The sequence below is a fragment of the Leisingera sp. ABM4_101 genome, from assembly GCF_056158725.1.
Genome location: NZ_JBSWTV010000002.1, coordinates 3,210,068 through 3,235,225, shown reverse-complemented (window position 1 = coordinate 3,235,225; position 25,158 = coordinate 3,210,068). Strand labels below are relative to the sequence as shown.

Here is a 25,158-nt window from a genome sequence, read left to right as displayed (position 1 = left end):
TGTTGCAGCGGGATTGAACCGCTGCGGCACAGGTCCGTGCAAATTTCGGGAGATTTTCTGCGACGGAAGTTTGCCGCCGCGGCGTTTGCTTTCTATGGTTTTCTTACGCGGCGTCACCAGGGCGGGATGGCCCGGTTGCGCAGCGGTTTTCAGCTTGGCCCGGCTTGGGGCGGTATTGGTGCGCGGTGGTTTGTCCGGACACGCAGGTTTTTGATTTGAATGAGGAATAGACCAGATGCCCAAAGAACCCAAAGTTGTCGGCGATATCCTGAAGGACAAGAAGATGACAGCCGCCTACATGGACTACTGCAAGCGGCGCTATTGTCTGAACGAGTTCATGTTCACCCAGAACAAGGGCAACCCGGAATCGCTGTGGGCCCGCTATATGGACCAGAAGAAGGGCAAGGAGCCGGTTAATATCACCTCCAAGACCTATAATGCGGCCAAGGTGCTGGCGGAAAAGGGTGATTTCAAGAACAGCGGCTGGAAGAAGATCATCGCGACCGGCAAGGAAGAGGTCGTGAAGATGCTGAACAAGGATGTGATGGGTTTCACTGGCAGCGATGAATACAAGAAATACGTCGCCGAAAACGGCATGGGTGATCCCAAGAAGGCGGCCAAGCTGCTGGGCATCACCGATGTGAAAAAGCTGAAAGACGTGATGGTCAACGTTGCTGCCGATGACAAGAAGACGGCCGAGAAGCTGTGGAAAGAGTTGGCGAAGAAGGAAAAGATCATCGAGGATTACAAGGCGATCTCATCCTCCTTGAAAAAGGCAAAGCTGGTCTAGCAACTGTATTTCTCAGGCGCTGTGGGCAACCCCTGTCTGACAGGCTTTGACGAGCGCGCTGGCGGGTGTGACGAGTTTGCGAGCGGCGGCCGTGATAATGACTTTGTGAGGTTTGCCTGCATCGCGAAGCCGGTCGGCGAAGATTTTCAGGACCGGATTGCGATGGCGGGTAACGTTAGCGGCCTGGAACATCACCAGCCGCAGAACTCGCCGTCCCGCCGCCGGTAATGCGCTTGCCTTTCAGTGCGCCGCTGCCGTGTGCAATGGGAGCGAGGCCAGTCAGAGTGAAGGCCTGTTTTCGCGGGAGATGGCCAGGCAAAGGCGTTCGCCATTGTGCCCGAACCAGTGGCGCATCAATGGCTCACTCTGTGCGGGTGGGAATTGCCGGGTCCGGGCGGCCGCTGCATCCAACGCTGCCCATAGCCGTCATTCCTGTCCACCGCCGCTCGGGAAAACGATTCCCCGGATCGTTCTCTGTTCCTCGCAGCACTCAAAACAAAAGGGCGCATCCTGCGGCATGGCCACCCTGACAACTTTCTCGTCACCATCCGCAGTGTTTGACCGCCTTGCGCGCTCACCATTTGGCAGGCAGTGAAGATCCGCCAAACCGCAGGCCGCCAAAACCGCTGCATCCTGACCCTAACCCCGCTGCCCGTCGGCTGCGCCGCCGGGATTTGAGTATTTAAGGCAAGATGAAGGAGGGTGGGCCTTCAGGCGCGCTCGTCAGCTTTCACTTGGTCCCAGAGTGTGTCCATTTCGGCCAGGTCGCTGTCTTCCGGGCGTTTGCCGCGGGCGGCGAGCTTGGCCTCGACGCCTTCGAAGCGGCGGGTGAACTTGGCATTGGCGGCGCGCAGGGCGGCTTCGGGTTCTACTCCCAGATGGCGGCCCAGGTTGGCCATCACAAAAAGCAGGTCGCCGAATTCTTCCTCCACTTCCGCATGGGAGAGTGTGTCGCGGGCCTCGACCAGCTCGGCGCATTCCTCGGTGATCTTGGCGATAACATTGTCGGCTGATGGCCAGTCAAAGCCGACCCGGGCGGCGCGTTTCTGCAGCTTGTAAGCGCGCAGCAGTGCGGGCAGGCCGATGGCGACACCGTCCAGAGTGCCTTTTTGTTCCTTGCCTGCGCGTTCTGCAGCCTTGATCGCCTCCCAATCCTGGGTTTGCTGTTCGGCGGATTTCTCGCGGGACTCATTGCCGAACACATGCGGGTGGCGCGAGACCATCTTGTCCGACATGGTCTGGACAACGTCCTGAAAGGTGAAATGCCCGGCTTCCTCAGCCATCCGGGCGTGGAAGACGGATTGGAACAGCAAATCGCCCAGCTCTCCCCTCAGCTCCTCCCAGGCCTCGCGTTCGATGGCGTCGGCAACTTCATACGCTTCTTCAATGGTATAGGGGGCGATACTGGCGAAATCCTGTTCGATGTCCCAGGGGCAGCCGGTTTTGGGATCGCGCAGGCGCGCCATGATTTCCAGGAGGCGCTCGATACCGCCGGTCCGGTCGTGGATCAGGTCTGTTTCTTGCATTGCGGCTGCTCTTTTTCCGGTGTCAGATGCATCATCCCGAGTCTGGAGCAGGAGTCCACCCCAATGCCCGTTGTGAACCGTATTGCCGATTATGCCGAAGAGATGAAGGCCTGGCGGCGGCATCTGCACCAGATCCCGGAACTGGCGCTGGACTTGCCCAAGACGGCGGCCTTTGTGGCGGAGCGGTTGCGGGAGTTCGGTGTGGATGAGCTGCATGAAGGCATCGCGCAGACCGGTATGGTGGCGATCATCAACGGGCGGGGCGAGGGGCCGACCATTGGGTTGCGTGCTGACATGGATGCGCTGCCGATTCCGGAGGAAACCGGGGCGGAGTATGCCTCCGGCCACGCGGGCAACATGCATGCCTGCGGCCATGACGGGCATACGGCGATGCTGCTGGGGGCGGCAAAGTACCTGGCGGAGACGCGCAACTTCTCGGGCCGGGTGGCACTGATCTTTCAGCCCGCCGAAGAAGCCATCGGCGGTGCCCGCATCATGGTCGAAGAAGGCGTGATGGAGCGGTTTGATATTGGCGAGGTCTATGCACTGCACAATGCGCCGGGCCTGCCGGAGGGGCATTTCCTGACCACGCCGGGCGCGCTGATGGCGGCGGTGGATACATTCCACATCTATATCCAGGGCAAGGGCGGCCACGGGGCAATGCCGCATGAAACCCGGGACCCGGTGATGGCGGCCTGCGGCATGGCCCAGGCGATCCAGACCATCGTCAGCCGCAATCATCACACGCTGGAGGATTTGGTGGTCTCGGTCACTCAGATCCACACCGGCACGGTGGACAACGTGATCCCGGACACTGCCTACATCAACGGCACCGTGCGCACCTTCAATCCAAAGGTGCAGAAGATGGTGATGCGGCGGATGAAGGAAATCGTTGCCGGGCAGGCGGCGAGCTATGGTGTCGAGGCGGAGCTGGATTATGAGATCGGCTATCCCGCCACCATCAATGATGCAGAGAAAACCGGTTTCGCAGTTGAGGTTGCCCGGGAAATCGCGGGCGGGGATAATGTCGAACCGGAGGGCGGCCGCGAGATGGGGGCCGAGGATTTTGCCTATATGCTGCAGGCGCGGCCCGGATCTTATCTGTTTATTGGCCAGGGCGATACCGCCGGGCTGCACCATCCGAAATATGATTTCAACGATGGGATTGCCCCGGTGGGCGCGTCGTTCTTTGCGCGGCTGGTGGAGCGGGCGCAGCCAGTTGGCTGAGGAGGCGGGGGCGGGTGACAATGGCGCGCGGTTGCGTTATTTGATCAAATTAATTGACGCATAACAGGGAAGCATAGAACCATGGCTCTGGAAGACGCAAAACACATGATCGACCACGCCTTTACTCGCGAGGACCTGAAGGGGCTGAGTTTTGAGATCACCTTTGGCGGCGCGACGTCTTTCCTGCGCCGCAAGTACACCAAGGATCTGACCGGGGTGGATATTGCCGTAACCGGCGTGCCTTTTGACCAGGCGGTGACCAACCGGCCCGGCACCCGGCTGGGGCCGCGGGCGATCCGCGAGGCCTCCACCCTGCAGAGCCCGGATGAACCTTATGGCTGGCCGCATGCCCCCCTCAGCACGCTAGCGATTGCGGACTATGGCGACCTGGCATTTGATCATGCCAATGTGCCGGAGTTTCCCGGTGCGCTGACCGAGCATATCCGGGGCATTCTGGCACATGATACGGCCTCTGTCGTGCTGGGCGGCGATCACTACATCAGCTTTCCCATCTTGAAGGCCTATGCTGAGAAATACGGCCCCATCTCACTGCTGCAGTTTGACGCCCATACCGACACCTGGCCGGACGACAACATGGAGCGGGTCGACCACGGCACTATGTTCTACAAGGCGGTGAAATCGGGGATCGTGGATCCGGCGACATCAGTCCAGGTGGGGATCCGCACCACCAATGAGGACACGCTGGGCGTCAACATCATCGACGCGCCGACGGTGCATGAAATCGGGCCGGTTGAGACCGCCAAACGGATCAAGGCGATCCTGGGCGACCGGCCTGCATACCTCACCTTTGACATCGACTGCCTGGACCCGGCCTATGCGCCCGGCACCGGCACACCTGTGTGGGGCGGGCTGACTTCGGCGCAGGCCTCGCGCATCCTGCGGGAGATTGCCGGCATCAATATCAAGGGCGGCGATGTGGTCGAGGTCTCTCCCCCCTTTGACACAAGTGGCGCAACTGCTATTGCCGGGGCACATGTGGCGACTGAAATCATCTGCCTTCTGGGCTGGAACATGAGAGACAATGACTGACTTCAATCAGCCGATCAGCGGCAATGACCTGGCCCGGTTCTCAGGGCCCAATACCTATATGCGGCTGCCGCAGGCGACCTCGCTGGATGGCTTGGATGTTGCGGTCGTGGGCGTGCCGATGGATATCGGCACCTCCTGGCGGTCGGGCACCCGGTTCGGCCCCAAGCAGATCCGCGCCGAAAGCGCGATGCTGCGGCCCTATAACATGGCCACCGGTGCGGCGCCGTTTGACAGTCTGAACATTGCCGATATCGGCGATCTGGCGATCAATACGTTTTCGCTGAAGGAATCGCTGCGGATCATCCAGGAAAGCTATGAGGCGATCCTGTCCGGCGGGGTGATCCCGGTGGCGATGGGCGGCGATCATTCGATCACCCTGCCGATCCTGCGTGCCATCGCCAAGAAATACGGCCCCGTGGCGCTGGTGCATGTGGATGCCCATGCGGATGTGAACGACGAGATGTTCGGCGAGCGCGAAACCCATGGCACCGTGTTCCGCCGCGCCTACGAGGAAGGGCTGATCGTCCCGGACAAGACCTATCAGATCGGCATCCGCGGCACCGGCTATGCGGCGACGGATTTCTCCGAGGCGCAAAGCTGGGGTTTTCAGCACTTCCCGGCACAGGAGCTGTGGGGCCGGCAGCTGCATCAGATGGGTGCGGAAATTCGCCGCGATATCGGCAATAGGCCGGTCTATGTGTCCTATGATATCGATAGTCTGGACCCGGCCTATGCGCCGGGCACCGGCACGCCGGAAATCGGCGGGCTGACCACGCCGCAGGCGCTGGAGCTGATCCGGGCGCTGAAGGGGGTCAATATCGTGGGCTGCGACCTGGTGGAGGTGTCGCCGCCTTATGATCCCTCGGGCAACACCGCCCTGGTGGGCGCCAACCTGCTCTACGAGCTGTTGTGCGTGCTGCCGGGGGTGGCAACGAGATAAGCGGTCCGGCCTCACGCAAAAGGCCGGGGAGGGCCGCGCAGGGAGGAGGCAAGGTTTGACCTTGAAACCGCAATGAGGCGGCTGATGCTGTTTGGCTGGCTGTTGCTGGCCGCTGTGGTCGCCGGGCTGGGGTTCATCCGGCTGGCGCCGAGCGATCCGCTGGATTGGAACACCCAGCCGGAGTTCACCGAGGACAAGGAATTCCGCGGCGGCGTGTTCCGGGTGGTGCGCACCGGGCCGGATGGGCTGGAGCGGTTCCACCGGATCGCCAGCACCGCTCCGCGCACCAGCGTGCTGGCGGGCGGGCCTGCGGACGGGATGGCGACCTATATCACCCGCACGCAGCTTTTGGGGTTTCCCGACTACACCACCGCGGCGCAGGATGGCGATCTGCTGAAAGTCTATGCGCGGCTGCGCTTTGGCCGGTCTGATCTCGGCGCCAACAAGGAGCGGATCAACGGCTGGCTGGCGGCGATGGAAGCGGCGCCGCAGGCTGCTTCCGCTGGCGAGTGAGCTAGGGCTCCCGCCTGTTCGCGGGCTTTTTGCAAAAAGCCCGTCACAGTTGGGCGTGGCGCCGCGCTGACGCGCGGCGCAGGCTCATCGGCCATAGGCCGATGAGCCATTGGTTTGCTGAGAAGCGCTTCAGGGGCAGGGCTGCCCCTGAAGACGCGTTTTCGACTATGTTTTTTTTGCCGCGTCAAGGGCAAGCCGCGCTGGCGCGCGGTGGCTGCGCCACCCTTGACCCGGGGGGATGTTTGCAGGGAACTGGCCTCGGAATACCTTTTGAAACTCTTGCGAGAACACAGGGCAGTAAGGCTCGGTCCAGCAAAGGAACGACGAGCCAGAATTGGAGGCGTGCTACGAACTGCTTCAAAATCTGAAATGTGGACGTACCCTATGGAGAGCGAGTTGAGGGTGTAGAAGCTGGTACTGATGGAGCATGTCTGATGCAGGACGAGTTCAAGAGGTTGCTTGAGGCGACTAACGGGCGGGTCATTGACCTTAAGCGGGTGCTAAAAGCCAAGGGCTATGGGAAAGAACTCCCGGAAGACCGTGATATTTGCAGTGGGTCAAAGAGGAAACGTTTGGATGAGGCGTCATGTTGGATAGAGGATCTGCTTGGTACGCTAAGGGCTGAATATGGTGAAGACTTCAAGCGAAAGGATCATGAACATATAGAACTCGCCACGGCGACCAAGGATAAGCTGGACAGCGCGCTTCGGGCACTGGAGTTCCCCGATTGGGAGCGCTAGAATCTGTCTAAAATCATGTCGATACCAAGGGGAAACGTGTGCAACTGTGGTCACGTTGAGCCGATCACGGAAATGCATCGTCAGCGACTGATTTCAACAGTGGTTGGGTGCGCATCGTTTGCCCGCTCTGCGGCAGCAAGGCTGAGGTGTCTGCCATGCCTGAATGGCTTGCGGTGATGTTACGGGATGAGCTAGGGGAAGATTGAATTTAGCAGAATGAATCCGTCCAGACAGGGTGCGTTTTCCAGACACGTGATTTCGCCGCAGAGGCTGCAATACAGCCAGGGAACCCTGACTTAGAGCCGCGGCAGTTCCAAAGGTGCGGCTGACGTCACAGGCATTTTTCCCAGCGACGCCGACAGGCAGCTGCTTTGCACCTCGCGCCACATCGGCACGTTCAGGGACATCTGGCATTGTGCCATGAACATGCGGCCGTCGACTTGCAGGCAGCGCAACTCACCCAGTTCGACGCGGCTGCCGGACTTGTCGGTGCAGTAGCAATCAATGGTCTTGCCGCCCGGTCCGGTCACATCCGCCAGTCCCGCGCCAGGCAGGGTGAGGAGGATTGTGGCAATAAGGGCTCTGGCATGTCGCATGGCTCTAGCATATCACAATGGGCAGAATTGGCCAAAACATGAACAAGCATAGGCGCGCCCATGGTCCCCGAAGAACGGCTGGAACAGATCCTGCAGCGGTTTCAGTATCTTGAAGCCGCAATGGCGGATGGTGCCGGGGGGGGGGATATTGCCGCCCTGGCCAAGGAGTATTCCGATCTGCGCCCGGTGGCGGAGCAGATTGGCGCCTACCGCAAGCTGCTGAGCGATCTGGAAGAGGCCGAGCTGATGCTGGCGGATCCGGATATGAAGGATCTTGCGGAGGAAGAGATCCCGGCGCTGAAGGAGGCGATCCCGGAGGCCGAGCACGCGCTTCAGCTGGCGCTCCTGCCCAAGGATGCGGCTGACGGGCGTCCGGCGATGCTGGAAATCCGGCCCGGCACCGGCGGCGATGAGGCGGCGCTGTTTGCCGGTGACTTGCTGCGCATGTACCAGCGTTATGCCGAAGCGCAGGGCTGGAAATTCGACATCATCGAGGAACAGGTGACCGAGCTGGGCGGCATCAAGGAGGTGGTGGCCCATATCAAGGGCGAGAATGTCTTTGCCCGGCTGAAGTATGAATCCGGCGTGCACAGGGTGCAGCGGGTGCCTGCAACTGAGAGCGGCGGGCGCATTCATACCTCGGCGGCGACGGTGGCGGTGCTGCCGGAGGCGGAGGACGTGGATATCCACATCGACCCGAATGACATTCGTATCGACACCATGCGCGCATCCGGTGCGGGCGGGCAGCACGTGAACACCACCGACTCTGCCGTGCGGATCACCCACCTGCCGACCGGGCTGATCGTGACCTCCTCGGAGAAGTCCCAGCACCGCAACCGCGAGATTGCCATGCAGGTGCTGAAGACGCGGCTTTATGATCTGGAGCGGCAGCGGATCGACAGCGAGCGCTCGGCGGACCGGGCCAGCCAGGTGGGTTCGGGCGACCGGTCGGAGCGGATCCGCACCTATAACTTCCCGCAAGGAAGGATGACCGATCACCGTATCAACCTGACGCTTTATAAGCTGGATCAGGTGATGGGCGGCGACCTGGAGGAGATTATCGACGCGCTGACCGCGGACAATCAAGCGCGGCTGCTGGCCGAGATGGGGCAGTAACCATGGCAGAGACCGCGGCACAGGCAATGGCAGCAGCAACAGCCAAGCTTCGGGCGGCTGGGGTGCAGGACCCGGCACGGGATGCGCGGGTGCTGCTGGCCCACGCAGCACGGATTGAGGCCAGCCGGGTGACGCTGATCGCGCCGGAGGAGCTGGCGGCGGAAGTGGCCGAACGCTATGAGCAGCTGATTTCACTGCGTGCCGTGCGGGTGCCGGTGTCGCATCTGATCGGCGAACGGGAGTTCTACGGGCGCCGATTCAAAGTCTCGCGCGATGTGCTGGACCCGCGGCCGGAAACCGAGATCCTGATCGAGGCGGCGCTAGCGGAACCCTATGCGCGGGTGTTGGACCTGGGGGTCGGTTCGGGCTGTATCCTGGTGACGCTGCTGGCGGAGCGGCAAGAGGCCTCCGGCCTGGGGGTCGACATCAGCGAGGCCGCTTGCCTGCAGGCCAGCGCCAATGCGGTGCTGCACCGGGTCGAGGCGCGTGTGGATATTCAGCAATCCGACTGGTTTGAAAAGGTTGAGGGCCAATTCGATCTGATCGTGTCAAACCCACCCTATATCGCACTGGATGAGATGGACGGCCTGTCGGCGGAGGTGCGCGGCCATGAGCCGGGAATAGCGCTGACGGACGGCGGCGACGGCCTGGGCGCCTACCGCCGGATTGCGGCGCATATTGCACAGCATATGGCGCCAGGCGGCCGGCTGCTGCTGGAGATCGGCCCGTCGCAGGCGCAGGCGGTCAGTGCGCTGCTGGAAATGGCGGGGCTGAGCGGCATTGCGGTGCTGCAGGATCTGGACGGGCGCGACCGGGTTGTGTGTGCGCATTCCGGCGCAAATCGCGGTTTTTAGCGCGAAAATTCGCATATTCGAAAGAAAAATACCGGAAAACACTCTTGTGCCCCTTGTGTGGGGCTTCGTAACATGGTTACTCAAAGGGAGCCGCTTGAGAAGTACCCTTTGCAGGCCTTCCCGCGGCACCAAGCCCAAAAAAGCTGATGATCCGGCGCTGAGGCGCGCATGATTGGGTCTACGGCGCATTAACTCAAGGCTGACGTTAGGCAGATGAGATCGTCCAAATCACGTTCACGTTCCAAGTCGAACCGGAACCGTCCCAATGGCGCCAATGTTGTCAACCGCGTGTTCGACAGCTCCGGTCCCGAAGGCAAGGTGCGCGGAACCCCGCAGCAGATTATCGACAAATACAATCAGCTGGCCCGCGATGCGCAGCTGAGCAATGACCGGGTTGCGACCGAAAACTTCCAACAGCACGCGGAGCATTACCTGCGGATGCTGAATGAGGCGCAGCGCGAGATCGAGGCGCGCCGCGAAGAGCAAGAGCGCCAGAACCGCGAGCGCCAGGCTGAGCGCGACCGTGAGCGTGCCGAGCGGCTGGAGCGGCAGGAGCGCGAAGCAGCGGCGGCTGCCGATGCAGCGCCTGCCGCGGATCCTTCTGCATCGCCGCAGCCCGAGGTGATTGATCCGCGCGGCGAAAACGGCAATGGCCAGGACAGCGGCTTGGTCGAAACGCCGGAAAGCCAGGCAGAAGGTCCGGCAGCAGACGCGCCGGCTGAGGCGCCTGCCAAGAAAGCTCCGGCCCGCAAACCGCGCAGCCGCAAACCGGCTGCTAAGGCTGAGGAGGCGGCTCCGGCTGCGGAAGGCGGCGGGGAGCCTGCGCCCAAAAAGCCCGCCCGCACGCGCGCCAAGCCCAAGCCGAAGGCCGAAGAAGGCCCGGCTGAAGCTGCTGAGTAACCGCTCCGCAACAGAGAATGAAGTAAACCCCCGGGCCCTGCGGCTCCGGGGGTTTTTCTTTGAAACGGCGCGGGGGGCTTAGACCGCGTGGCCGAGCACCTTCAGATAGCGGCGGACCGCCTCGGGGAAGCCCAGCATCAGCGCATCCGCGGTCAGGCCGTGGCCGATCGACACCTCGGCCAGGTCCGGAACCGCTTGGCGCAGGCCGGGCAGATTCCCGACTGTCAGGTCGTGACCGGCGTTCATCATCAGCCCGCCAAGGGTACGGGCGGCATCTGCGGTCTGGCGAATCCTGTCTAATTCACGAGCGGTTGCATCTGGGACGGTCTGGTCGGCATAGGGGCCGGTGTAGAACTCAATCCGGTCTGCGCCTGCTTGCTGCGCCAGGGCAGGGTCGGCAGGATTGGTGTCCACGAAATAGGAGACCCGGATGCCCGCTGCCTTGAATTCCTCAGCGATGGGCAGGAGCATGGCGCCGTCTTTGGCAAAATCCCAGCCATGGTCAGATGTGGACTGTTCCGGCGTGTCCGGCACCAGCGTTACCTGATGCGGCTTGTTTTCCAGCACCAGGTCGATGAAGTGGCGGGTCGGGTAACCCTCGATATTAAACTCGGCCTGCGGAAATTCTTCGGCGATGAGGCGCGCCAGCTCCGGCAGGTCGGAAAAGCGGATGTGGCGCTCGTCCGGGCGGGGATGCACGGTGATGCCATGGGCGCCGGCCTGCAGGATGGCGCGGGAGATGTCGATCAGGTTCGGCCAGGGCACCTCGCGCCTGTTACGCAGGTAGGCAACCGCGTTGACGTTGACGGACAACAAGGTGGGGCGGGGCGTGACGGCTTGGGTCATGAAAAGCGGGCTCCGGTTCAGCGGCGGATGAGAATGGGTCAGGCTTTGGCCAGTTCGCGGGCCAGCGCGCAGAAGGCTTCAAGGCTCACCTGCTCGGCGCGCTCGGTGGGCGGGATGCCGGCGGCGGTCAGATGCGCCTCGATATCGGGAGAGACCCCCTTGAGCGAAGCGCGCAGCATCTTGCGGCGCTGGTTGAAGGCGGCGGCAACGACGCGTGACAGGATCGCGGCGTCAGCCTCGAACCGCGGCGCGGGCAGGGCGTCCAGATGCACCACGGCACTGGACACCTTGGGCGGCGGGGTGAAGGCACCGGGGGGCAGCGACAGCACGATCTTTGCATCCGCCCGCCATTGGGCCAGGATCGCCAGGCGGCCATAGGACTTGGAGCCGGGTTGCGCCACGATGCGCTCAGCCACTTCGCGCTGGAACATCAGGGTGAGGCTCTGCCAGAACGGCGGCCAGTCTTTGGGCGTGAGCCAGCGAACCAGAAGTTCGGTACCGACGTTGTAAGGCAGGTTGGCAGCGATGCGGATCGGCGGCGTCAGGTGTTCGAGCGGGTCGATCTCTAGTGCGTCGCCGTTGATCACATCAAACCGGCCAGGGTAGGCCGCGGCGATTTCCTGCAGTGCGGGCAGGCAACGGCTGTCCTTCTCCACCGCCAGCACCCGGCGGGCGCCTTCGGCCAGCAATCCGCGGGTGAGGCCGCCGGGTCCCGGGCCGATTTCCAGCACGTCGCAGCCGCTGAGGTCTCCCGCTTGCCGCGCGATCTTAGCGGTGAGGTTCAGATCCAGCAGGAAATTCTGGCCCAGCGATTTACGGGCCGAGAGCTGATGCGTTGCGATCACTTCACGAAGCGGGGGAAGAGAGTCGATAGCACTCATGTCATCTGGGCCTTGGGGCTGGGCGCGGGCGGTGCGCAGAGGTTTTTTTGCCTCCGGCGGGGATATTTCCCGCCAGAAGAAGAATCAAGGGCTGGCGGCCATGGTCTGCGCGAGCTTCAGGGCCTCGATCAGGCTGGAGGGGTTGGCTTGGCCGGTGCCTGCGATGTCAAAGGCGGTGCCATGGTCGGGGGAAGTGCGGATGAAGGGCAGGCCGAGGGTCACGTTGACGCCGCGGTCGAAATCCAGCGTCTTGATCGGGATCAGCGCCTGGTCGTGATACATGCACACCGCCGCGTCATAGCGGGCACGGGCGGCGGCGTGGAACATGGTGTCGGCGGGATGCGGGCCGGTGACATTCAGGCCGCCTGATTGCAGCTGGCCGATCAGGGCGTTGATCCAATCGAGTTCCTCGCGGCCCATGGCGCCGCCCTCGCCTGCGTGCGGGTTGAGGCCGGCAACGGCGATGCGCGGCGCGGCGATGCCGAATTGCTCCCGCAGGCCCGCAGCGGTGATTTCTATGGTTTCGCGCAGGGCCTCTGGCGTCAGCGAGGCAGGAACGTCGGACAGGGCGATATGGATGGTGGCAGGCACCACCCGCAACTGTTCGCTGGCCAGCATCATTACAACGCGGCTGCGACCCGCCAAGGCGGCCAGAAACTCGGTGTGGCCCGGATAGGCAAAGCCTGCGCCGTCAATCAGTGCCTTCTTGTGGATGGGGGCGGTGCAGATGGCGGAGGCCTCGCCCGCCTGAACCAGATTCACGGCGGTTTCGATTGCCTGGATCACCCCGGCAGCGTTGGCTAAATCGGCGGTGCCTTTTGCAGCGCTGCCGCCAAAGGCCAGCGGTAATACAGGGAAACGGTCCGCACAGACGGCGGTTGTCTCAGTCGGGGCGGCGATTTCGCAAACCGGTGTGCCGGCAGGCAGATGGCGCGGGTCGCCGATCCAGAAGAACGGGCAGCTGCCGCGCAGGGCCTGCCAGGCCTTGACGGCGATTTCCGGGCCAATTCCTGCGGGTTCGCCGCAGCTGAGTGCAATCGGCCCGGGTCTGCTCATTTGATGTCAATCCGCGCATCGGCCCGCAGCTGTTCCAGGTAGCTGTCGACCAGCGACGTCATCCGCTGCGCGGTCAGCGCATTGGCAACAGTTTCGCGCGAGGCATCCTCGCCCAGATCAGCGGTGCGGCCGCAGAGCATCAGCACCATCAGCGTCTCGCCGTTGTTGCGGGTGAGCGCAGTGGAGGTTTCGTTCGGATCCAGCTTGGCCAGTTCCAGGGCGATGTCGCGCGGGATCTCGGACGGCGGCAGGCTTTGCACGTCCAGAACCGAAGGATCCTGACCCTGGGCGAGGCCATAGAAATCATCGCAGGTGTCGACGCGGTCCATCACGGAGCGGGCGGCTGCCAGGCCTTCGGGCGTGCGGCCGCCGGGCACGTAGTAGGCGGCGTATTCGATCGCGGTATAGCGCGGGGCGGCGCCTTCGACCTCGCGCACACCGCGCATCTGGAACAGGGCAACCGCGCTTTGCAGCGGCAGGGGTTCGGAGATCTCACCCGGTTTCAAGGCCAGAACGATCTCTTGCAGCTGCGGCGGCAGTTTGGTCAGAGGCATCCAGGGCAGGCGGCCGCCGTCATTGCGGCTGGCAGCGGCGGAATACTGGGCGGCAGCAGCGGAGAAGCTGTCGTAGCCCTTGAGCCGCGCCACCTGTTCGATCAGCTCTTCGACCTGGGCGGCGTTCTGTTCGTTGATCGGGACAATGAACTCGCTCAGCAGCACCTGGACGCTGCCGGTGCCGGCTGCGCCCATTGCACGGTCGATTTCATCCTGGGTCGGGCGGGCGCGGGACAGGAAACGGGCGCGGGAGAATTCGCGCCAGCCCAAGCCGATCCGGGTGAAGTCCCGAAGCGTTTGCGGCTCGACCCCCTGCTGGCGCAGGGCTGTAAGAAAGTCATTCAGCGACAGGTTGGCCCGTGCTGCCAGCTCTTCCATGCCGGCGGTGACATCTTCGTCTGCCGGTGTGATCCCCGCCTGCTCCAGGACGGCGAGCTTGAGGCGGTCGTTGATCAATTCTTTGCGGGCGGTTTCCAGCGGATCGCCCGGCACCCGCAGCGCGGCCTGAAAGCGGGCGCGCTGTTCCAGCTCGTAGCGGGTGATGACCTCGTCATTCACGGTGATCGCTGGGGCGAACAGGTTCTGCGCCCCGGCCGGCAGGCCGGTCCAGGACAGCCCCGCGGCCAGCGCCAGCGCGGCTGCGGATTTGAGAGCACGGGAAAGGAAAGGAGCCCGGAACCGGGTATTCACGTCTTGCTGCATGACCGCCTGTACTGTTTGCTGCCGCTCTTTACGGAAAATCCGCTGAGTGAGATGGTAAAGCCGAAATCTGTTGTCGGCTCAACACTTGTTGTTGAGGTATAACGGCGGTTGACCGAAAGGTCGACCGTTACGCATTCGTTCCTGTAGGCCACGCCAAGGCCTGCGCGGGTGGCCTGGGCGCCAGAGATGTCATAGCGCAGCCGGGCGCTGGCCGACCAGCTGGGGTTGATGTCGTAGCTGCCGTTGACCCACAGCTCTGAGCTTTCCTCTGGCCGGTCCTCGTCCGGATCGGTGCCCAGCCACAGGTAGGTGCCGGACAGGCTGGAGCGGTCCGTGCGCCAGTCGCCGCGGAGCTCTGCCTTTGAGAAATTCAGGGAGCCGTTCAGCAGGCCGCGGGTGGAAATTGCCAGACCGTCGCCGAATTTGATCTGGCCTGCGAGAAGCAGGTCCGATGACGTGCCGCCGAGGCCGGAGCTTTTGGTGAAGCGGTTGTCGCCGTCGCTGCGCAGCACCTGGCCGATGGTGGCAAAGGCCTGCCAGCCTGTTGGCGCATACCGGGCCCAGTTTGCGCCGTAGACCAGGGTAACCCCGTCCTCGCGCGCGTCGGTCGAGGGGAAACGCGACAATGACAGCAGGTTGCCCTGGTCAAACTCGACAAAACGGCTTTCTTCGCTGACCACATTGCCGCCGCCCTCGTCGCGCCAGCCCAGCTGCAGAATCGGTTCCAGGTACTGGGTGGCACCGCCCGCCTCGCGGCGGCTCATCGGCAGGCGCAGGGTGAGCGCGGTGCGCGGGGTGAGGCGGGTGATTTCCTCGGTGAAGAACGCCTCGTCATAGGCGCGGAAGGCATCGGCGGCGGCGCCCAACTCCCATTCCGCCAGGATGCCGTTGCCCAGGCGCCAGCTGCGGCGCCAGTCGATGTCAGCAGAGAGCCGGGCCAGGTCGCGGCCGTTGCTGTCGGTTGCCGTGCCTTCCAGGCTGGAGCTGCGGCGGTGCCCATGGCCCTGAAGCGTCAGCCGCAGTTCGCCGCCGGTCAGGGCCGGGAAATGGCGGGTCTGATAGTAGGCCTCGGCAATGCCGGAAGGGATATCGGCCTGGTTTTCGCTGGAGCGCAGGGTCTTGTAATGGGTCAGCGAGGTGCGGAACAGGCTGTCGCGCTTGGCCCGGGACAGCACCGCCTCTGAGCGCAGGCGGTCCAGGTCCGGGAGGCCGTAGTCCTCAAGATAGGCATCGTCGGAGACTGCCTTCACGTCGAAGGTGAACCGGAAATCGCGCGGCAAATCGAACTGGCCCTGGCCGAAGATGTAGCCGCGGTCCTCGCCCGAAAACAGGTCATCGCGGGTATAGGCGCCGTTGAATTCAATCCGGCCGCGGCGGAAGGCCTGGCGGTAGCGCACGTCCAGCGTCTGCGTGCTGGAGGAGATATAGGGCGCCAGTGTCAGGTCGCGGTGCGGTCCAAGGGTAAAGAAATAGGGCACCTTGATCCCGGTGCCGAGGTTCGAGGTGGAGCGCAGCGACGGGATCAGAAAACCGCTGGCGCGTTCCAGCGAGGGGTCGGGCAGGCGGATGGCCGGAAAGTAGAACACGGGAACATCCAGCACCCGCAGCTGTGCGCTTTCGAAATAAAGCTGGCGTTCCTGCTGGTCGTGGGTGACCCGTTCCGCCCGGATCTGCCACAGTGGCGGGCGGCCATCTTCGCAGACGTGGCAAGAGGTTACCGCGGTTTTGTAAAGCTGGGTGTAGCGGCCGCTGACCCGGGTCATCTGCAGTGAGGCCAATTGCAGCTGCTGCTGGAATACCATGCGGGCGCCGGTCAGCAGACCGTTACGCAGATCGCTGTCCATCTCGGCGGCATTGGCCAGAATGGTGATATCGCCATCCTGATCGATGCGGATTGGACCTTCGATTTGCAGGGTGCCAGTGGTCTGATCAAAGGTGATCTTTTGGGCGCGCAGGCGGGTGTTGCCCTGAAATGCTTCAACGTTGCCTTCAGCGATCAGCAGGCGGTCCGGGGTGATGAAGACCTGGTCGGCCACCAGCATCGCAGGCTGCGAGGCATCCGGCGGCGCCGCGGTCTGCGCCTGCGGCGCCGGGGCGGACAGCGCCAGCCAGGGCAGCACGGCGGAAAGAAGCAGCGCCCGGCGCAGATTACCCGTCTTCGGCATGGAGAAGCAGTCCCAAGGTCAAAAGTATTGCGGCAGCAGGCGGCGCCCAGGCAGCCAAAGCCACCGGAATTTGCCCGTTCTCGCCAAGGATTTGCGCGAAATTGCGGATGAAATAAAGCCCGAATCCAAGCAGTACAGCCATCAGCACCGCCAGGCCGGTGCCGCCAAAGCGCGCATGCCGCATGGTAAAGGACGCACCGACCAGCACCATAGCGATCAGGAACAGCGGCCGGGCCAGTTCCGCCTGATAGCGGACCTCGTAACGCTTGGTGGTAAAACCTGCGGCGGACAGCTCGCGGATGGTGGCGGGCAGGTCATAGATCGAAATGCCGCTGGCAGTGCCCAGCGTGTCGCGGATCCGGTCGGTGGTCAGCGTGGTCGGCAGCCGCAACTCCTGATGTTCCGCCGCGCTGGCTTCGGGGTTGATGCCTGCCGCCAGGGTCCAGGACTTGGCATTGGCCAGCACCCAGTTGCTGCCGTCCAGCCGGGCGGTTTCGGCGATGATCCGGCGCACCGGGCCGCCTGCATTGGTATAGGCGTGGATGGAGACGTCAAACAGGGTGATGTCGGCGGCGTCGCCGCTGTAACCTTTGGCATGGATGACCGATTGGCCGCGGGCGCCTCCCTGGCGCAGCCACAGCCCTTCACCGCTGAGCGACAGGGCCGAGGGGCCGCCATTGTGATAAGTCTCTGCCAGATCCTGGTACCGGTTGGACGTGGCCGCTGCGATCGGGTTTAGCATGGTAACGGCCAAGCCGCCGATCGCGGCGGCTGCCAGCACCGGCGCTGCCAGCGCCCGGATGCCGGAGCGGCCGATGGCGCGGGTTACCACCAGTTCGCTGCTGCGGGCCAGGCCGACAAACAGCACAATGGTGCTGAGGATCATGATCAGCGGCAGGAACTCGCTGAGGGCCGCCGGAACATTCAGCAGCGTCAGCCCCACGAGCTGCGCCAGGCTGAGGTCTGCGGCCTCGAACCGGCGGACCTGTTCGTTCAGGTCGATCAGCACTACCAGCGTCATCAGAACCGCAACGATGACCATGAACCATTGCAGAAAGCGGCGGGCGTAATAGAGATCCAGCTTCATGCCGCGGCCTCCTCAGCGCGGGCGCGGATGCGCTTGGGGCGGGCGGAAAGGATCAGGAAGATCAGAGCGACCGCAAGCCCCAGCAGTGTCGGGACATAGATCAGCGGCCACAGGCTGGCATCCTGCAGCACCGGTTCGGATACCACGCCGCGCAGGCCCTCGACAAAGATCAGAATGACAAAGGCCAGCATCGCCTGGCGCCAGACCCCGAAGCGGGAGAACGTGCCGAGCATCAGCGCCGAGAAGCCGATCAGCGTGACTGCAATGCAGACAAGCGCGCGGGCAAAGCGCAGGTGCAGCTCTTCGGCCTGGGCGCCTGCGGAATAGCCGTCGCTGCGGGTGATGGCCGCGCTTCGGGTCATCAGCTCCAGGCTGGGGATGGCGCGGATGTTGCGGGTCGGGTTTTCAGCTTGGCGGGCCAAAGCGCTGATGTCATAGGAAAAATCAGAAAAGAACGTGGTCGACAGCCGCTGGGTGTTATGGTCCAGCCGCTGTGCCATGCCTTCGACCATTATCAGATGGGCGCTGGTCTCATCCCGCACCAGAAAGGCGCGCGCGCCGGTATAGGTCACCGTCAATTCCGGGTCGCGCCGGTCCGACAGGAAGACATCGTTCAAGGTGCCATCCGGGTCGATCTGGCGGATATAGAAAGTGACGCCATCCGCCGGGTGCAGAAAATCGCCCTCACTCAGCAGTTTGGCGGTGATGTTGCGGGATACCTCGCCTTCGCGCACCTCCAGCTGGCTGATCGAGGCGGGCAGCAGATAGTGGGTCAGCGCCGACATCATCAGCGCCGTGATGACACCGAAAACCAGCGCTGGCCGCGCCATCTGCCAGGGGCTGGTGCCAGTGGCGCGCAGCACGGTCAGCTCGCTTTCGCTGTTGAGGCGGTTGGTGACCCAGACCGAGGCGCCAAAGGCGGCAATCGGCAGCACCATGCGGATCAGGTTTGGCAGGGTGAGCGCCGTGAATTCGAGAAAGACCAGGGCGGACTGGCCGTTGCCGATCAGGCGGTCAAACAGCACAACGGCTCGGTTGACCCAGAACACGGCCACCAGAATCAGCGCGAAGAAGCTGAAGAAGAGCAGATACTGTGACAGCACATACCTGTCGTAGCGTGACACCCGATCCCCCCAGATCTTGCCATTGTTATTTTGCCGGACCTTAGTGGATTTGCCCGGCGGGGAAAACTGCATTCTCACAAGGGGCTGCGATCGGCGGCGGACCGCGGATATGGCCGCGGTGTGCCCAGGTCTGGTCAAGCGCTTCCGCGCAGGATACCTCTTAGGCAAAGAACCGGATGAAACCAGCAGGAGCGCACCGAAAATGAGCAGCCTTACCCCGATCCGTTTTGCTGAATACGACCCCAAGGCGCTGTCCGCGATGACCGGCCGCGTGGCGGTGATGGTAACGCCGGAGGGCAGCATGGATCAGGCTGCGCGCACGGCCAACAGGCTGAGCAAGGGGGCAATCGCCCGGCTGATCGATTCGGATGGCTTCAAAAAGGTCAAGGCGGGGGATGTGATTTCGCTGGGCTGGCCTGCGGGGATGCAGGCGGAGGCGCTGGATGTGCTGGTGCTGCCGCGCAAACTGACCCCGGTTGAGGCGCGCCAGGCGGGTGCAAAGTTGATCAAGGGCGCGGCAGGCAAGCGGCTGACAGTAATGGCCGGCAGTATGAACAAGGCTGCGGACCTGACCCTTGGTATCGCGCTGCGGGATTACGGATTTGAAAATCACAAATCGCCCAAGGACGAAAAACCTGAAGGCGAAGTTGTGATTGCCTCCAAATCACCTGCGGATCTGGAAGTCGCCTGTGCGCCGCTTTTGGCGGTCGCCGAGGGCGTGCATATGACCCGCGATCTGATCAATGAACCGGCCAACGTGCTTACCACCACTGAATTCGCCCGCCGTATCGAAGAGATGAAGGCGATCGGCCTGGAGGTCGAAGTGCTGGAAGAGGCGGAACTGGAAAAGCTGGGAATGCGCACGCTGCTGAGCGTGGGGCAGGGTTCGGACAGCCCCTCTAAGGTGGCGGTCATGCAGTGGAAAGGCGGCGCCAAGGATGCGGCCCCGCTGGCGCTGGTCGGCAAGGGTGTGGTGTTTGACACCGGCGGCATCTCCCTGAAGCCGGCAGGCGGCATGGAAGAGATGACCATGGACATGGGCGGCGCAGGTGTTGTCACCGGCACCATGAAGGCGCTGGCGCTGCGCAAGGCCAAGGCGAATGTGGTGGGGCTGGTGGGTCTCGTTGAAAACATGCCATCAGGCAATGCCACCCGCCCGGGCGACGTGGTGAAGTCGATGAAGGGCGACACGGTGGAGATCATCAACACCGACGCTGAGGGCCGGTTGGTTCTGTGTGATGTGCTGTGGTACGCGCAGGAGCGGTTCAAGCCTGCAGGCGTGATTGACCTGGCCACCCTGACCGGCGCCATCATCATCGGCCTGGGACATGAGAATGCCGGTGTATTCTCCAATGACGATGATCTGTGCAATGCATTCCTGAAGGCCGCCAAATCCGAGGATGAGGGCGCCTGGCGGATGCCATTGGGCAAGGCCTATGACGACCAGCTGAAATCGCGCATTGCCGATATGAAGAACGTCGGCGGCCGTCCGGCAGGCTCGATCACCGCGGCGCAGTTTCTGCAGCGCTTTATCAAGGACGGTATGCCCTGGATCCATCTGGACATTGCAGGTGTGGCCTCCGTTAAATCCGATACCTCTTATGCGCCGAAGGGAGCCACCGGCTGGGGCGTGATGGCGCTGAACCGTCTGGTCGCGGATAAGTTCGAGACGGAATAACATCTGATGGGGGCTGCCTATTTCTATCATCTGACGCGCAGGCCGCTGGAGGAGACCCTGCCGGTTCTCCTGGATAAGGCGCGCGGGGCGGGCTGGCGCATTGCGGTGCGCGGGTGTGATCCTGAGCGCATGGCCTGGCTGGATGACCGTCTGTGGCTGGGACCGGAGGAGAGCTTTCTGGCCCATGGTTTGGCAGGCGGCCCTCATGATGCGTTGCAGCCCATCCTGCTGACGGCAGGGCCGCAAGCCGCCAATAACCCGGAATGCGTGATGGCGGTGGATGGCGCCGCCGTCAGCGCAGAGGAGGTGCAGGCGCTGAGCCGTGTCTGCATTCTGTTTGACGGCACTGATCCGGAGGCCGTTCAGCACGCCCGGACCCAGTGGAAAAGCCTGACAGAAGCGGGATGTTCGGCCCAGTACTGGTCCGAGGAAAGCGGGCGCTGGGAGAAGAAGGCAGAGAAATAGCCTGCCGTTTCAGCGCTTTCGGCGGTTTTTTGCCAATCTGCTCCGGATTTGTTTCAACTCTGCAGGAAATTCTCGCGCGGCGGCGCATTTCGCAGTATTGCTCCCGGCCATAAGAAAAGACGACCGGGGGATGGATCACCATGAAGCGTGCGTTTGCGCGGGCGCGGCGGTTGCCGCTTGTTGCAGCAGGGCTGCTGGTTTTGGCCAATTGTGCCGGGGCGCCGAACGGATCGGTGAGCCGGGCGGAGGTCGAGGCAGAGCGGCTGGAGTTTGCAGTGAGCCAGGTGGAGAACCTGCAGTCCAGCGGCAAGCGTGTCTGGTGCGTGCCCTTTGCCCGTAACGCCAGCGGTATTGAAATATACGGCAATGCTAAAACCTGGTGGGCGCAGGCAAAGGGGCAGTTCGCCCGCGGCAACGAACCGCAAACCGGGGCGGTGATGGCCTTCAGCGCCACGCGCTCCAACCCGCTAGGGCATGTCGCGGTGGTCTCCAAGGTCGAGGATTCCCGCCACATTGAGGTCAACCACGCCAATTGGCACCGCAACAGGATCTCGCTGGGGATGGCGGTGGTCGACGTCTCCCAGGATAACGACTGGTCCGCCGTGCGCCTGGAAAGCAATCCGGGCGCCTTTGGCCGGGTTTATCCCGTCAACGGGTTCATCCTGCCGTCCCAGGACGAAGGCTGAGGGCTGTCCGGTCCGCGCTCAGCGGTCCGGAATATTGCCGCGCTGGATCATCCGGCTGGAGATTTCCCCAAAGGCCCGGCGCCACAGTTTTTCCAGCTCCGGGGTGAGGCCGCTGCCCAGCGCATGGCGCAGCGTGTCAATCAGCGCTTCCTCCATCGGGGCGAAATGGGTGCTCAGCACGCCGAGGCTGGTATGCCGCTTGCCGAGCTCCTGAAATTGCGGATCAACGGCGGTTTCATCGTCCAACCGGGCCAGAATGACCCCCAGCGTTGTCATAAATTTCATCCCCTGGCCCTCAAGATCCTCGCGGAACATCTGGCGCAGGCCGGGTGCATGGCGGAACAGCGCATCATAGAAATACGTCGGCGTGCGGCCAGCGTCTTCTGTCAGCTTGCTGTAGCTTTCTCTGAGTTGTTCAAGTTCTGCTTCGGTCACGGGTTTGCCACGCTCCTTTCTGAGTGGAGTGATCCCCTCCAGACTAGGCACAGCGCCGTGGCGCGTCCTTGATCCGTCTCAAGGACTGCTGCCCGGGAAGGGCGGATCAGCGGGTCAGCACCAGCGCGCCGTTGCGGATTTCGATGCTGGACCAGCGCTGAAGGTAGCCCATGCCAAGCAAGGATTGATCCAGTTCCCCCTGGTTGACCCAGACGCGCACATCGGTGTCGGTAATCCCGCCGAGTGACATTTCATTGACCCAGACAGAAGCAGTACGCACTTCGCCGTTGGCCGTTTGCGCCCGGCCAAGGAAGGCGAGGTTTCCCGTATCAATGCCCGCGCGCTGGGCGTCAGCCGCATTCAGCACCACCTGGCTGGCACCGGTGTCGACCAGAAACTCGATGGCGGCGCCATTAACGTCCAAAGTCAGGTAATAGTGGCCGTCAGGCGCGCGCGGTACTTCGACCCGGCCTGCATCCAGGGCAACGCTTTGCTGCGGGCGGACGGTCTGGCGGATGTCGTCCCACAGCCCATAGGAGGCAATCACGCCAAGGAAGATGAAACCCCAGACGGCAAACATCTGCAGCGTTTTTCCGATGCTTTGGCGGTTCTGGACAAAGACCCAGGACCCGACCGCCACCAGCAGGATGATCAGATAGATAAACCGCCCGATTTCATATTCGCCCATATGCTCACCTCCTGATTATAATGTAGGCGGGCCGGGGCGTTATGCTAGCTGGCAAAGCCAAAAGCGCGCAATCCGTCCAGCACGAATTGTACCGAAAGCGCCGCCAGCAGCATCCCCAAAAGGCGGGTGACAACGGTAATGCCGGTCTTGCCCAGAAGCCGTTCAAACAGGCCAGAGAACAGGCACATCACCAGCAGGATCGCCAGCACCGCGGCCACCACACCCATCACCATAAAGAAACCGGCAATGCCGGGCTTCTGGCCGGACAGCAGAATGACGGTGGCAATCGACCCCGGGCCAGCGATCAGCGGGATAGCCAGCGGGAAAACGGACGGGTCGTCAAAATCATCTTCCTCGCTGCGGTCTTCACGGCGTTTGTTGCGGCGCTCAAACAGCATGTCGAGCGCGGTCAGGAACAGCAGCACGCCGCCGGCCACCCGGAAGGCGGGCATGGAGATGCCGATGAAGCCCAGCACCGCCTCGCCCAGGGCGGCGAAGATTGCCAGCAGCACAGCCGCCGTGATCGTCGCCCGCAGCGCGATGGAGCGGCGGCGCGCCGGGGGCGTGCCCTGCGTCAAGGCAATGAAGACAGGCGTCAGCCCGATCGGGTCGACGATGACAAACAAGGTCACAAAGGATGTGATCAGGAATGCGGTGTCGATCATTGTGCCTCTGCCTGCTCCAGCTTCTCCAGCGCGTCCATCCACAGGCCCTCGGCCCGCTCCAGCGCCTCGATGCATTCAGCGTGTTTCTTTTGCCAGACTTCGATATCGCCAGCCTTGCCCGGTTCGTACAGGCTAGGGTCGGCCAGCTTTTCGTCAAGCTTTTCACGCATTTCGCTGAGCTTCTCGACCCGAGCCTCGGACTTGCGGACCTCTGAGCGCAGGGCAATCAGCACCTCGCGGGAGGCGCGCTTGGGCTTGGCCGGCTTGGGCGCTTCCGCCTTGGCCGCGGGCCTGTCGCGTGCCAGCAGCAGGGCGCGGTAGCTTTCCAGATCACCGTCATAGGGTTTGACGGTGCCGTCCGAGACCAGCCACAGCCGGTCTGCGACCAGGCTCAGCAGATGCATGTCGTGGCTGACCAGAATGACCGCGCCGGAATAGGCGGTCAGCGCCTCCACCAGTGCCTCGCGGCTTTCGATATCCAGGTGGTTGGTCGGCTCGTCGAGGATCAGCATATGCGGCGCGTCGATGGTGGCGATCAGCAGCGACAGCCGCGCCTTCTGGCCGCCGGACAGACGCCCGACTTCGGTCTCGGCCTGTGCGGCGCCAAGGCCAAAGCCCGCCAGCCGCGCCCGCCATTTGGCAGGCGCCTCATCCGGGCGCAGGCGGCGCAGGTGGTCGAGCGGGGTTTCATCGACATAAAGCTCATCCACCTGATGCTGGGCGAAGTAGCCGATGCGCAGCTTGGAGGACCGGGTCATCTTGCCCGCCATCAGCGGCAGCAGGCCGGCCAGCAGTTTCGACAGGGTCGACTTGCCCTGGCCGTTCTTGCCCAGCAGAGCGATGCGGTCGTCCTGGTCAATCCGCAGGTTCAGCCGCTTCAGGATTTCGGTGTCGCCATAGCCGGTGATGCCGCCCTCGATATGGATGATCGGCGGGGACATTTCCTCTGGCTCCGGAAAGGTGAAGGCGCGCAGGGCGGCCTCTTGCGGGGTGGTGATCGGCTTCATCTTGGCGATCATCTTGAGGCGGGCCTGCGCCTGTTTCGCCTTGGTCGCCTTGGCGCGGAACCGGTCAACAAAGCTTTGCAGGTGGGCGCGGCGGGCCTCCTGCTTCTTGGCTTCCGATTGAGCCGCCAGAATGCGGGCGGCGCGGGTTTCGGCGAATGTGTCGTAATTGCCCTGGTAAAGGGTGAGTTTCTTGTCTTCCAGGTGCAGGATAGCGCCCACCGCGCGGTTCAAGAGGCCGCGGTCGTGGCTGACAATCACCACCGTGTGCGGGTATTTCGCCAGGTAGCTTTCCAGCCACAACGCGCCTTCAAGGTCGAGATAGTTGGTCGGTTCGTCCAGCAGCAGCAGGTCGGGCTGGGCAAACAGCACTGCTGCCAGCGCCACCCGCATCCGCCAGCCGCCGGAGAAGGCGGAGCAGGGGCGTTTCTGGTCCTCATCGTCAAAACCCAGGCCCTTGAGGATCGAAGCGGCGCGCGCCTCAGCCGACCAGGCGTCGATGTCCGTCAGGCGGGTTTGGATTTCGGCAATCCGGGCGGGATCAGTGGCGCTGTCCGCCTCTGCCAGCAGCGTGGCGCGCTCAGTGTCGGCAGCCAGAACGGTGTCGGTCAGCGACACGTCGGAGGAGGGAACTTCCTGCGCAACACCGCCGATGCGGGCCTTGGAGGGCAGAGATATGCTGCCGGTCTCCAGCGCCAATTCGCCCCGGATCAGCCGGAACAGCGTGGTCTTGCCGGTGCCGTTGCGCCCGACAAGCCCGACCTTGTGGCCGGTGGGAATAGTGGCGGAGGCGCCCTCGATCAGGGGGCGGCCTTCAACCGAATAGGTGATGTCCTGAATGCGTAACATGGACGGAGCACTGCGGCAGTG

The 25,158-nt window shown here is 63.0% G+C and carries 25 protein-coding genes; 12 read left to right on the top strand and 13 right to left on the bottom strand.

The window, feature by feature from the left end:
* Nucleotides 1–235: 235 nt before the first annotated feature.
* Nucleotides 236–790, top strand: coding sequence for a hypothetical protein (locus tag ACXAEK_RS16990; RefSeq protein ID WP_475043669.1), 555 nt, complete (start codon nucleotides 236–238; stop codon nucleotides 788–790).
* A gap of 710 nt (nucleotides 791–1,500) precedes the next feature.
* Here the strand turns inward: ACXAEK_RS16990 and mazG are convergent.
* Entirely contained in the window at nucleotides 1,501–2,316 is an 816-nt protein-coding gene (gene mazG, locus ACXAEK_RS16985; RefSeq protein WP_475043668.1) for a nucleoside triphosphate pyrophosphohydrolase, read from the bottom strand.
* A 63-nt stretch (nucleotides 2,317–2,379) separates the two neighbouring features.
* Here mazG and ACXAEK_RS16980 point away from each other — a divergent pair, with 63 nt between their 5' ends.
* The 5 genes from ACXAEK_RS16980 to ACXAEK_RS16960 all read left to right on the top strand — a co-directional run bounded on the left by ACXAEK_RS16980 (nucleotide 2,380) and on the right by ACXAEK_RS16960 (nucleotide 6,786).
* On the top strand, nucleotides 2,380–3,543 hold the full coding sequence (locus tag ACXAEK_RS16980) for a M20 aminoacylase family protein (RefSeq protein ID WP_475043667.1): 1,164 nt from the start codon (nucleotides 2,380–2,382) through the stop codon (nucleotides 3,541–3,543).
* Between the two features lie 81 nt (nucleotides 3,544–3,624).
* Nucleotides 3,625–4,593 carry an agmatinase gene (gene speB, locus ACXAEK_RS16975; protein WP_475043665.1) on the top strand — a complete coding sequence of 323 codons (969 nt, stop codon included), beginning with the start codon at nucleotides 3,625–3,627 and terminating at the stop codon, nucleotides 4,591–4,593.
* Complete coding sequence (gene speB / locus ACXAEK_RS16970) at nucleotides 4,586–5,533, top strand: agmatinase (protein ID WP_475043664.1); 948 nt, start codon at nucleotides 4,586–4,588, stop codon at nucleotides 5,531–5,533. Before speB (ACXAEK_RS16975) ends, speB (ACXAEK_RS16970) begins: the two co-directional genes overlap by 8 nt.
* Before the next feature lie 72 nt (nucleotides 5,534–5,605).
* Nucleotides 5,606–6,046, top strand: a complete 441-nt coding sequence (locus ACXAEK_RS16965) for a DUF1499 domain-containing protein (RefSeq protein ID WP_475043662.1) — start codon at nucleotides 5,606–5,608, stop codon at nucleotides 6,044–6,046.
* Between the two features lie 434 nt (nucleotides 6,047–6,480).
* Nucleotides 6,481–6,786 (top strand): hypothetical protein, encoded by a 306-nt coding sequence (locus tag ACXAEK_RS16960; protein WP_475043660.1) that lies wholly within the window; start codon nucleotides 6,481–6,483, stop codon nucleotides 6,784–6,786.
* A 296-nt stretch (nucleotides 6,787–7,082) separates the two neighbouring features.
* On the opposite strand, the gene ACXAEK_RS16955 is transcribed toward ACXAEK_RS16960, so the two are convergent.
* The gene (locus tag ACXAEK_RS16955; RefSeq protein WP_475043659.1) at nucleotides 7,083–7,382 is read right to left on the bottom strand and encodes a hypothetical protein; all 300 of its coding nucleotides are present in this window, start codon (nucleotides 7,380–7,382) and stop codon (nucleotides 7,083–7,085) included.
* A gap of 60 nt (nucleotides 7,383–7,442) precedes the next feature.
* Between ACXAEK_RS16955 and prfA the strand changes: the two genes are divergently transcribed.
* The 3 genes from prfA to ACXAEK_RS16940 all read left to right on the top strand — a co-directional run bounded on the left by prfA (nucleotide 7,443) and on the right by ACXAEK_RS16940 (nucleotide 10,252).
* Nucleotides 7,443–8,498 (top strand): peptide chain release factor 1, encoded by a 1,056-nt coding sequence (gene prfA, locus ACXAEK_RS16950; protein WP_475043657.1) that lies wholly within the window; start codon nucleotides 7,443–7,445, stop codon nucleotides 8,496–8,498.
* Between the two features lie 2 nt (nucleotides 8,499–8,500).
* On the top strand, nucleotides 8,501–9,352 hold the full coding sequence (gene prmC / locus ACXAEK_RS16945) for a peptide chain release factor N(5)-glutamine methyltransferase (RefSeq protein WP_475043656.1): 852 nt from the start codon (nucleotides 8,501–8,503) through the stop codon (nucleotides 9,350–9,352).
* A gap of 213 nt (nucleotides 9,353–9,565) precedes the next feature.
* The gene (locus ACXAEK_RS16940; RefSeq protein ID WP_475043654.1) at nucleotides 9,566–10,252 is read left to right on the top strand and encodes a DUF4167 domain-containing protein; all 687 of its coding nucleotides are present in this window, start codon (nucleotides 9,566–9,568) and stop codon (nucleotides 10,250–10,252) included.
* Between the two features lie 78 nt (nucleotides 10,253–10,330).
* Here the strand turns inward: ACXAEK_RS16940 and ACXAEK_RS16935 are convergent, their stop codons facing one another.
* The 7 genes from ACXAEK_RS16935 to lptF all read right to left on the bottom strand — a co-directional run bounded on the left by ACXAEK_RS16935 (nucleotide 10,331) and on the right by lptF (nucleotide 18,667).
* Nucleotides 10,331–11,098: a pyridoxine 5'-phosphate synthase gene (locus tag ACXAEK_RS16935; protein WP_475043653.1), complete on the bottom strand. Its 768-nt coding sequence runs from the start codon at nucleotides 11,096–11,098 to the stop codon at nucleotides 10,331–10,333.
* A gap of 38 nt (nucleotides 11,099–11,136) precedes the next feature.
* Nucleotides 11,137–11,979 (bottom strand): 16S rRNA (adenine(1518)-N(6)/adenine(1519)-N(6))-dimethyltransferase RsmA, encoded by an 843-nt coding sequence (rsmA, locus tag ACXAEK_RS16930; RefSeq protein WP_475043651.1) that lies wholly within the window; start codon nucleotides 11,977–11,979, stop codon nucleotides 11,137–11,139.
* 84 nt (nucleotides 11,980–12,063) lie between these two features.
* Nucleotides 12,064–13,035: a 4-hydroxythreonine-4-phosphate dehydrogenase PdxA gene (gene pdxA, locus ACXAEK_RS16925; RefSeq protein WP_475043649.1), complete on the bottom strand. Its 972-nt coding sequence runs from the start codon at nucleotides 13,033–13,035 to the stop codon at nucleotides 12,064–12,066.
* Complete coding sequence (locus tag ACXAEK_RS16920) at nucleotides 13,032–14,291, bottom strand: peptidylprolyl isomerase (RefSeq protein WP_475043647.1); 1,260 nt, start codon at nucleotides 14,289–14,291, stop codon at nucleotides 13,032–13,034. Before ACXAEK_RS16920 ends, pdxA begins: the two co-directional genes overlap by 4 nt.
* A complete protein-coding gene (locus ACXAEK_RS16915) occupies nucleotides 14,276–16,456 on the bottom strand; it encodes an LPS-assembly protein LptD (RefSeq protein WP_475043645.1) in 2,181 nt (726 codons plus the stop codon). Before ACXAEK_RS16915 ends, ACXAEK_RS16920 begins: the two co-directional genes overlap by 16 nt.
* Entirely contained in the window at nucleotides 16,440–17,543 is a 1,104-nt protein-coding gene (gene lptG, locus ACXAEK_RS16910; RefSeq protein ID WP_475043644.1) for an LPS export ABC transporter permease LptG, read from the bottom strand. Before lptG ends, ACXAEK_RS16915 begins: the two co-directional genes overlap by 17 nt.
* Nucleotides 17,540–18,667 (bottom strand): LPS export ABC transporter permease LptF, encoded by a 1,128-nt coding sequence (gene lptF, locus ACXAEK_RS16905; protein WP_475043643.1) that lies wholly within the window; start codon nucleotides 18,665–18,667, stop codon nucleotides 17,540–17,542. The genes lptG and lptF overlap by 4 nt, the downstream gene beginning before the upstream one ends.
* A gap of 202 nt (nucleotides 18,668–18,869) precedes the next feature.
* Between lptF and ACXAEK_RS16900 the strand changes: the two genes are divergently transcribed.
* From ACXAEK_RS16900 to ACXAEK_RS16890, 3 genes are all read left to right on the top strand, one after another.
* Complete coding sequence (locus ACXAEK_RS16900; RefSeq protein WP_475043642.1) at nucleotides 18,870–20,345, top strand: leucyl aminopeptidase; 1,476 nt, start codon at nucleotides 18,870–18,872, stop codon at nucleotides 20,343–20,345.
* 6 nt (nucleotides 20,346–20,351) lie between these two features.
* A complete protein-coding gene (locus ACXAEK_RS16895) occupies nucleotides 20,352–20,810 on the top strand; it encodes a DNA polymerase III subunit chi (protein WP_475043640.1) in 459 nt (152 codons plus the stop codon).
* Nucleotides 20,811–20,950: 140 nt separating this feature from the next.
* Nucleotides 20,951–21,496 carry a CHAP domain-containing protein gene (locus ACXAEK_RS16890; RefSeq protein ID WP_475043638.1) on the top strand — a complete coding sequence of 182 codons (546 nt, stop codon included), beginning with the start codon at nucleotides 20,951–20,953 and terminating at the stop codon, nucleotides 21,494–21,496.
* 18 nt (nucleotides 21,497–21,514) lie between these two features.
* Here the strand turns inward: ACXAEK_RS16890 and ACXAEK_RS16885 are convergent, their stop codons facing one another.
* The 4 genes from ACXAEK_RS16885 to ACXAEK_RS16870 form a co-directional block, all read right to left on the bottom strand.
* Nucleotides 21,515–21,931, bottom strand: a complete 417-nt coding sequence (locus ACXAEK_RS16885) for a globin domain-containing protein (RefSeq protein ID WP_475043637.1) — start codon at nucleotides 21,929–21,931, stop codon at nucleotides 21,515–21,517.
* A 106-nt stretch (nucleotides 21,932–22,037) separates the two neighbouring features.
* Nucleotides 22,038–22,619 (bottom strand): retropepsin-like aspartic protease family protein, encoded by a 582-nt coding sequence (locus tag ACXAEK_RS16880; protein ID WP_475043635.1) that lies wholly within the window; start codon nucleotides 22,617–22,619, stop codon nucleotides 22,038–22,040.
* A gap of 44 nt (nucleotides 22,620–22,663) precedes the next feature.
* Nucleotides 22,664–23,284, bottom strand: a complete 621-nt coding sequence (locus tag ACXAEK_RS16875; RefSeq protein ID WP_475043633.1) for a MarC family protein — start codon at nucleotides 23,282–23,284, stop codon at nucleotides 22,664–22,666.
* The gene (locus ACXAEK_RS16870) at nucleotides 23,281–25,137 is read right to left on the bottom strand and encodes an ABC-F family ATP-binding cassette domain-containing protein (RefSeq protein WP_475043630.1); all 1,857 of its coding nucleotides are present in this window, start codon (nucleotides 25,135–25,137) and stop codon (nucleotides 23,281–23,283) included. The genes ACXAEK_RS16875 and ACXAEK_RS16870 overlap by 4 nt, the downstream gene beginning before the upstream one ends.
* Between the last annotated feature and the right edge of the window lie 21 nt (nucleotides 25,138–25,158).

What these genes read in the sequence shown, in the direction of transcription:
- ACXAEK_RS16990 (WP_475043669.1), top strand. Translation starts at nt 236, where the DNA reads ATGCCCAAAGAACCCAAAGTTGTCGGCGATATCCTGAAGGACAAGAAG.
- mazG (WP_475043668.1), bottom strand. Translation starts at nt 2,316, where the DNA reads ATGCAAGAAACAGACCTGATCCACGACCGGACCGGCGGTATCGAGCGC.
- ACXAEK_RS16980 (WP_475043667.1), top strand. Translation starts at nt 2,380, where the DNA reads ATGCCCGTTGTGAACCGTATTGCCGATTATGCCGAAGAGATGAAGGCC.
- speB (WP_475043665.1), top strand. Translation starts at nt 3,625, where the DNA reads ATGGCTCTGGAAGACGCAAAACACATGATCGACCACGCCTTTACTCGC.
- speB (WP_475043664.1), top strand. Translation starts at nt 4,586, where the DNA reads ATGACTGACTTCAATCAGCCGATCAGCGGCAATGACCTGGCCCGGTTC.
- ACXAEK_RS16965 (WP_475043662.1), top strand. Translation starts at nt 5,606, where the DNA reads ATGAGGCGGCTGATGCTGTTTGGCTGGCTGTTGCTGGCCGCTGTGGTC.
- ACXAEK_RS16960 (WP_475043660.1), top strand. Translation starts at nt 6,481, where the DNA reads ATGCAGGACGAGTTCAAGAGGTTGCTTGAGGCGACTAACGGGCGGGTC.
- ACXAEK_RS16955 (WP_475043659.1), bottom strand. Translation starts at nt 7,382, where the DNA reads ATGCGACATGCCAGAGCCCTTATTGCCACAATCCTCCTCACCCTGCCT.
- prfA (WP_475043657.1), top strand. Translation starts at nt 7,443, where the DNA reads ATGGTCCCCGAAGAACGGCTGGAACAGATCCTGCAGCGGTTTCAGTAT.
- prmC (WP_475043656.1), top strand. Translation starts at nt 8,501, where the DNA reads ATGGCAGAGACCGCGGCACAGGCAATGGCAGCAGCAACAGCCAAGCTT.
- ACXAEK_RS16940 (WP_475043654.1), top strand. Translation starts at nt 9,566, where the DNA reads ATGAGATCGTCCAAATCACGTTCACGTTCCAAGTCGAACCGGAACCGT.
- ACXAEK_RS16935 (WP_475043653.1), bottom strand. Translation starts at nt 11,098, where the DNA reads ATGACCCAAGCCGTCACGCCCCGCCCCACCTTGTTGTCCGTCAACGTC.
- rsmA (WP_475043651.1), bottom strand. Translation starts at nt 11,979, where the DNA reads ATGAGTGCTATCGACTCTCTTCCCCCGCTTCGTGAAGTGATCGCAACG.
- pdxA (WP_475043649.1), bottom strand. Translation starts at nt 13,035, where the DNA reads ATGAGCAGACCCGGGCCGATTGCACTCAGCTGCGGCGAACCCGCAGGA.
- ACXAEK_RS16920 (WP_475043647.1), bottom strand. Translation starts at nt 14,291, where the DNA reads ATGCAGCAAGACGTGAATACCCGGTTCCGGGCTCCTTTCCTTTCCCGT.
- ACXAEK_RS16915 (WP_475043645.1), bottom strand. Translation starts at nt 16,456, where the DNA reads ATGCCGAAGACGGGTAATCTGCGCCGGGCGCTGCTTCTTTCCGCCGTG.
- lptG (WP_475043644.1), bottom strand. Translation starts at nt 17,543, where the DNA reads ATGAAGCTGGATCTCTATTACGCCCGCCGCTTTCTGCAATGGTTCATG.
- ACXAEK_RS16900 (WP_475043642.1), top strand. Translation starts at nt 18,870, where the DNA reads ATGAGCAGCCTTACCCCGATCCGTTTTGCTGAATACGACCCCAAGGCG.
- ACXAEK_RS16895 (WP_475043640.1), top strand. Translation starts at nt 20,352, where the DNA reads ATGGGGGCTGCCTATTTCTATCATCTGACGCGCAGGCCGCTGGAGGAG.
- ACXAEK_RS16890 (WP_475043638.1), top strand. Translation starts at nt 20,951, where the DNA reads ATGAAGCGTGCGTTTGCGCGGGCGCGGCGGTTGCCGCTTGTTGCAGCA.
- ACXAEK_RS16880 (WP_475043635.1), bottom strand. Translation starts at nt 22,619, where the DNA reads ATGGGCGAATATGAAATCGGGCGGTTTATCTATCTGATCATCCTGCTG.
- ACXAEK_RS16875 (WP_475043633.1), bottom strand. Translation starts at nt 23,284, where the DNA reads ATGATCGACACCGCATTCCTGATCACATCCTTTGTGACCTTGTTTGTC.
- ACXAEK_RS16870 (WP_475043630.1), bottom strand. Translation starts at nt 25,137, where the DNA reads ATGTTACGCATTCAGGACATCACCTATTCGGTTGAAGGCCGCCCCCTG.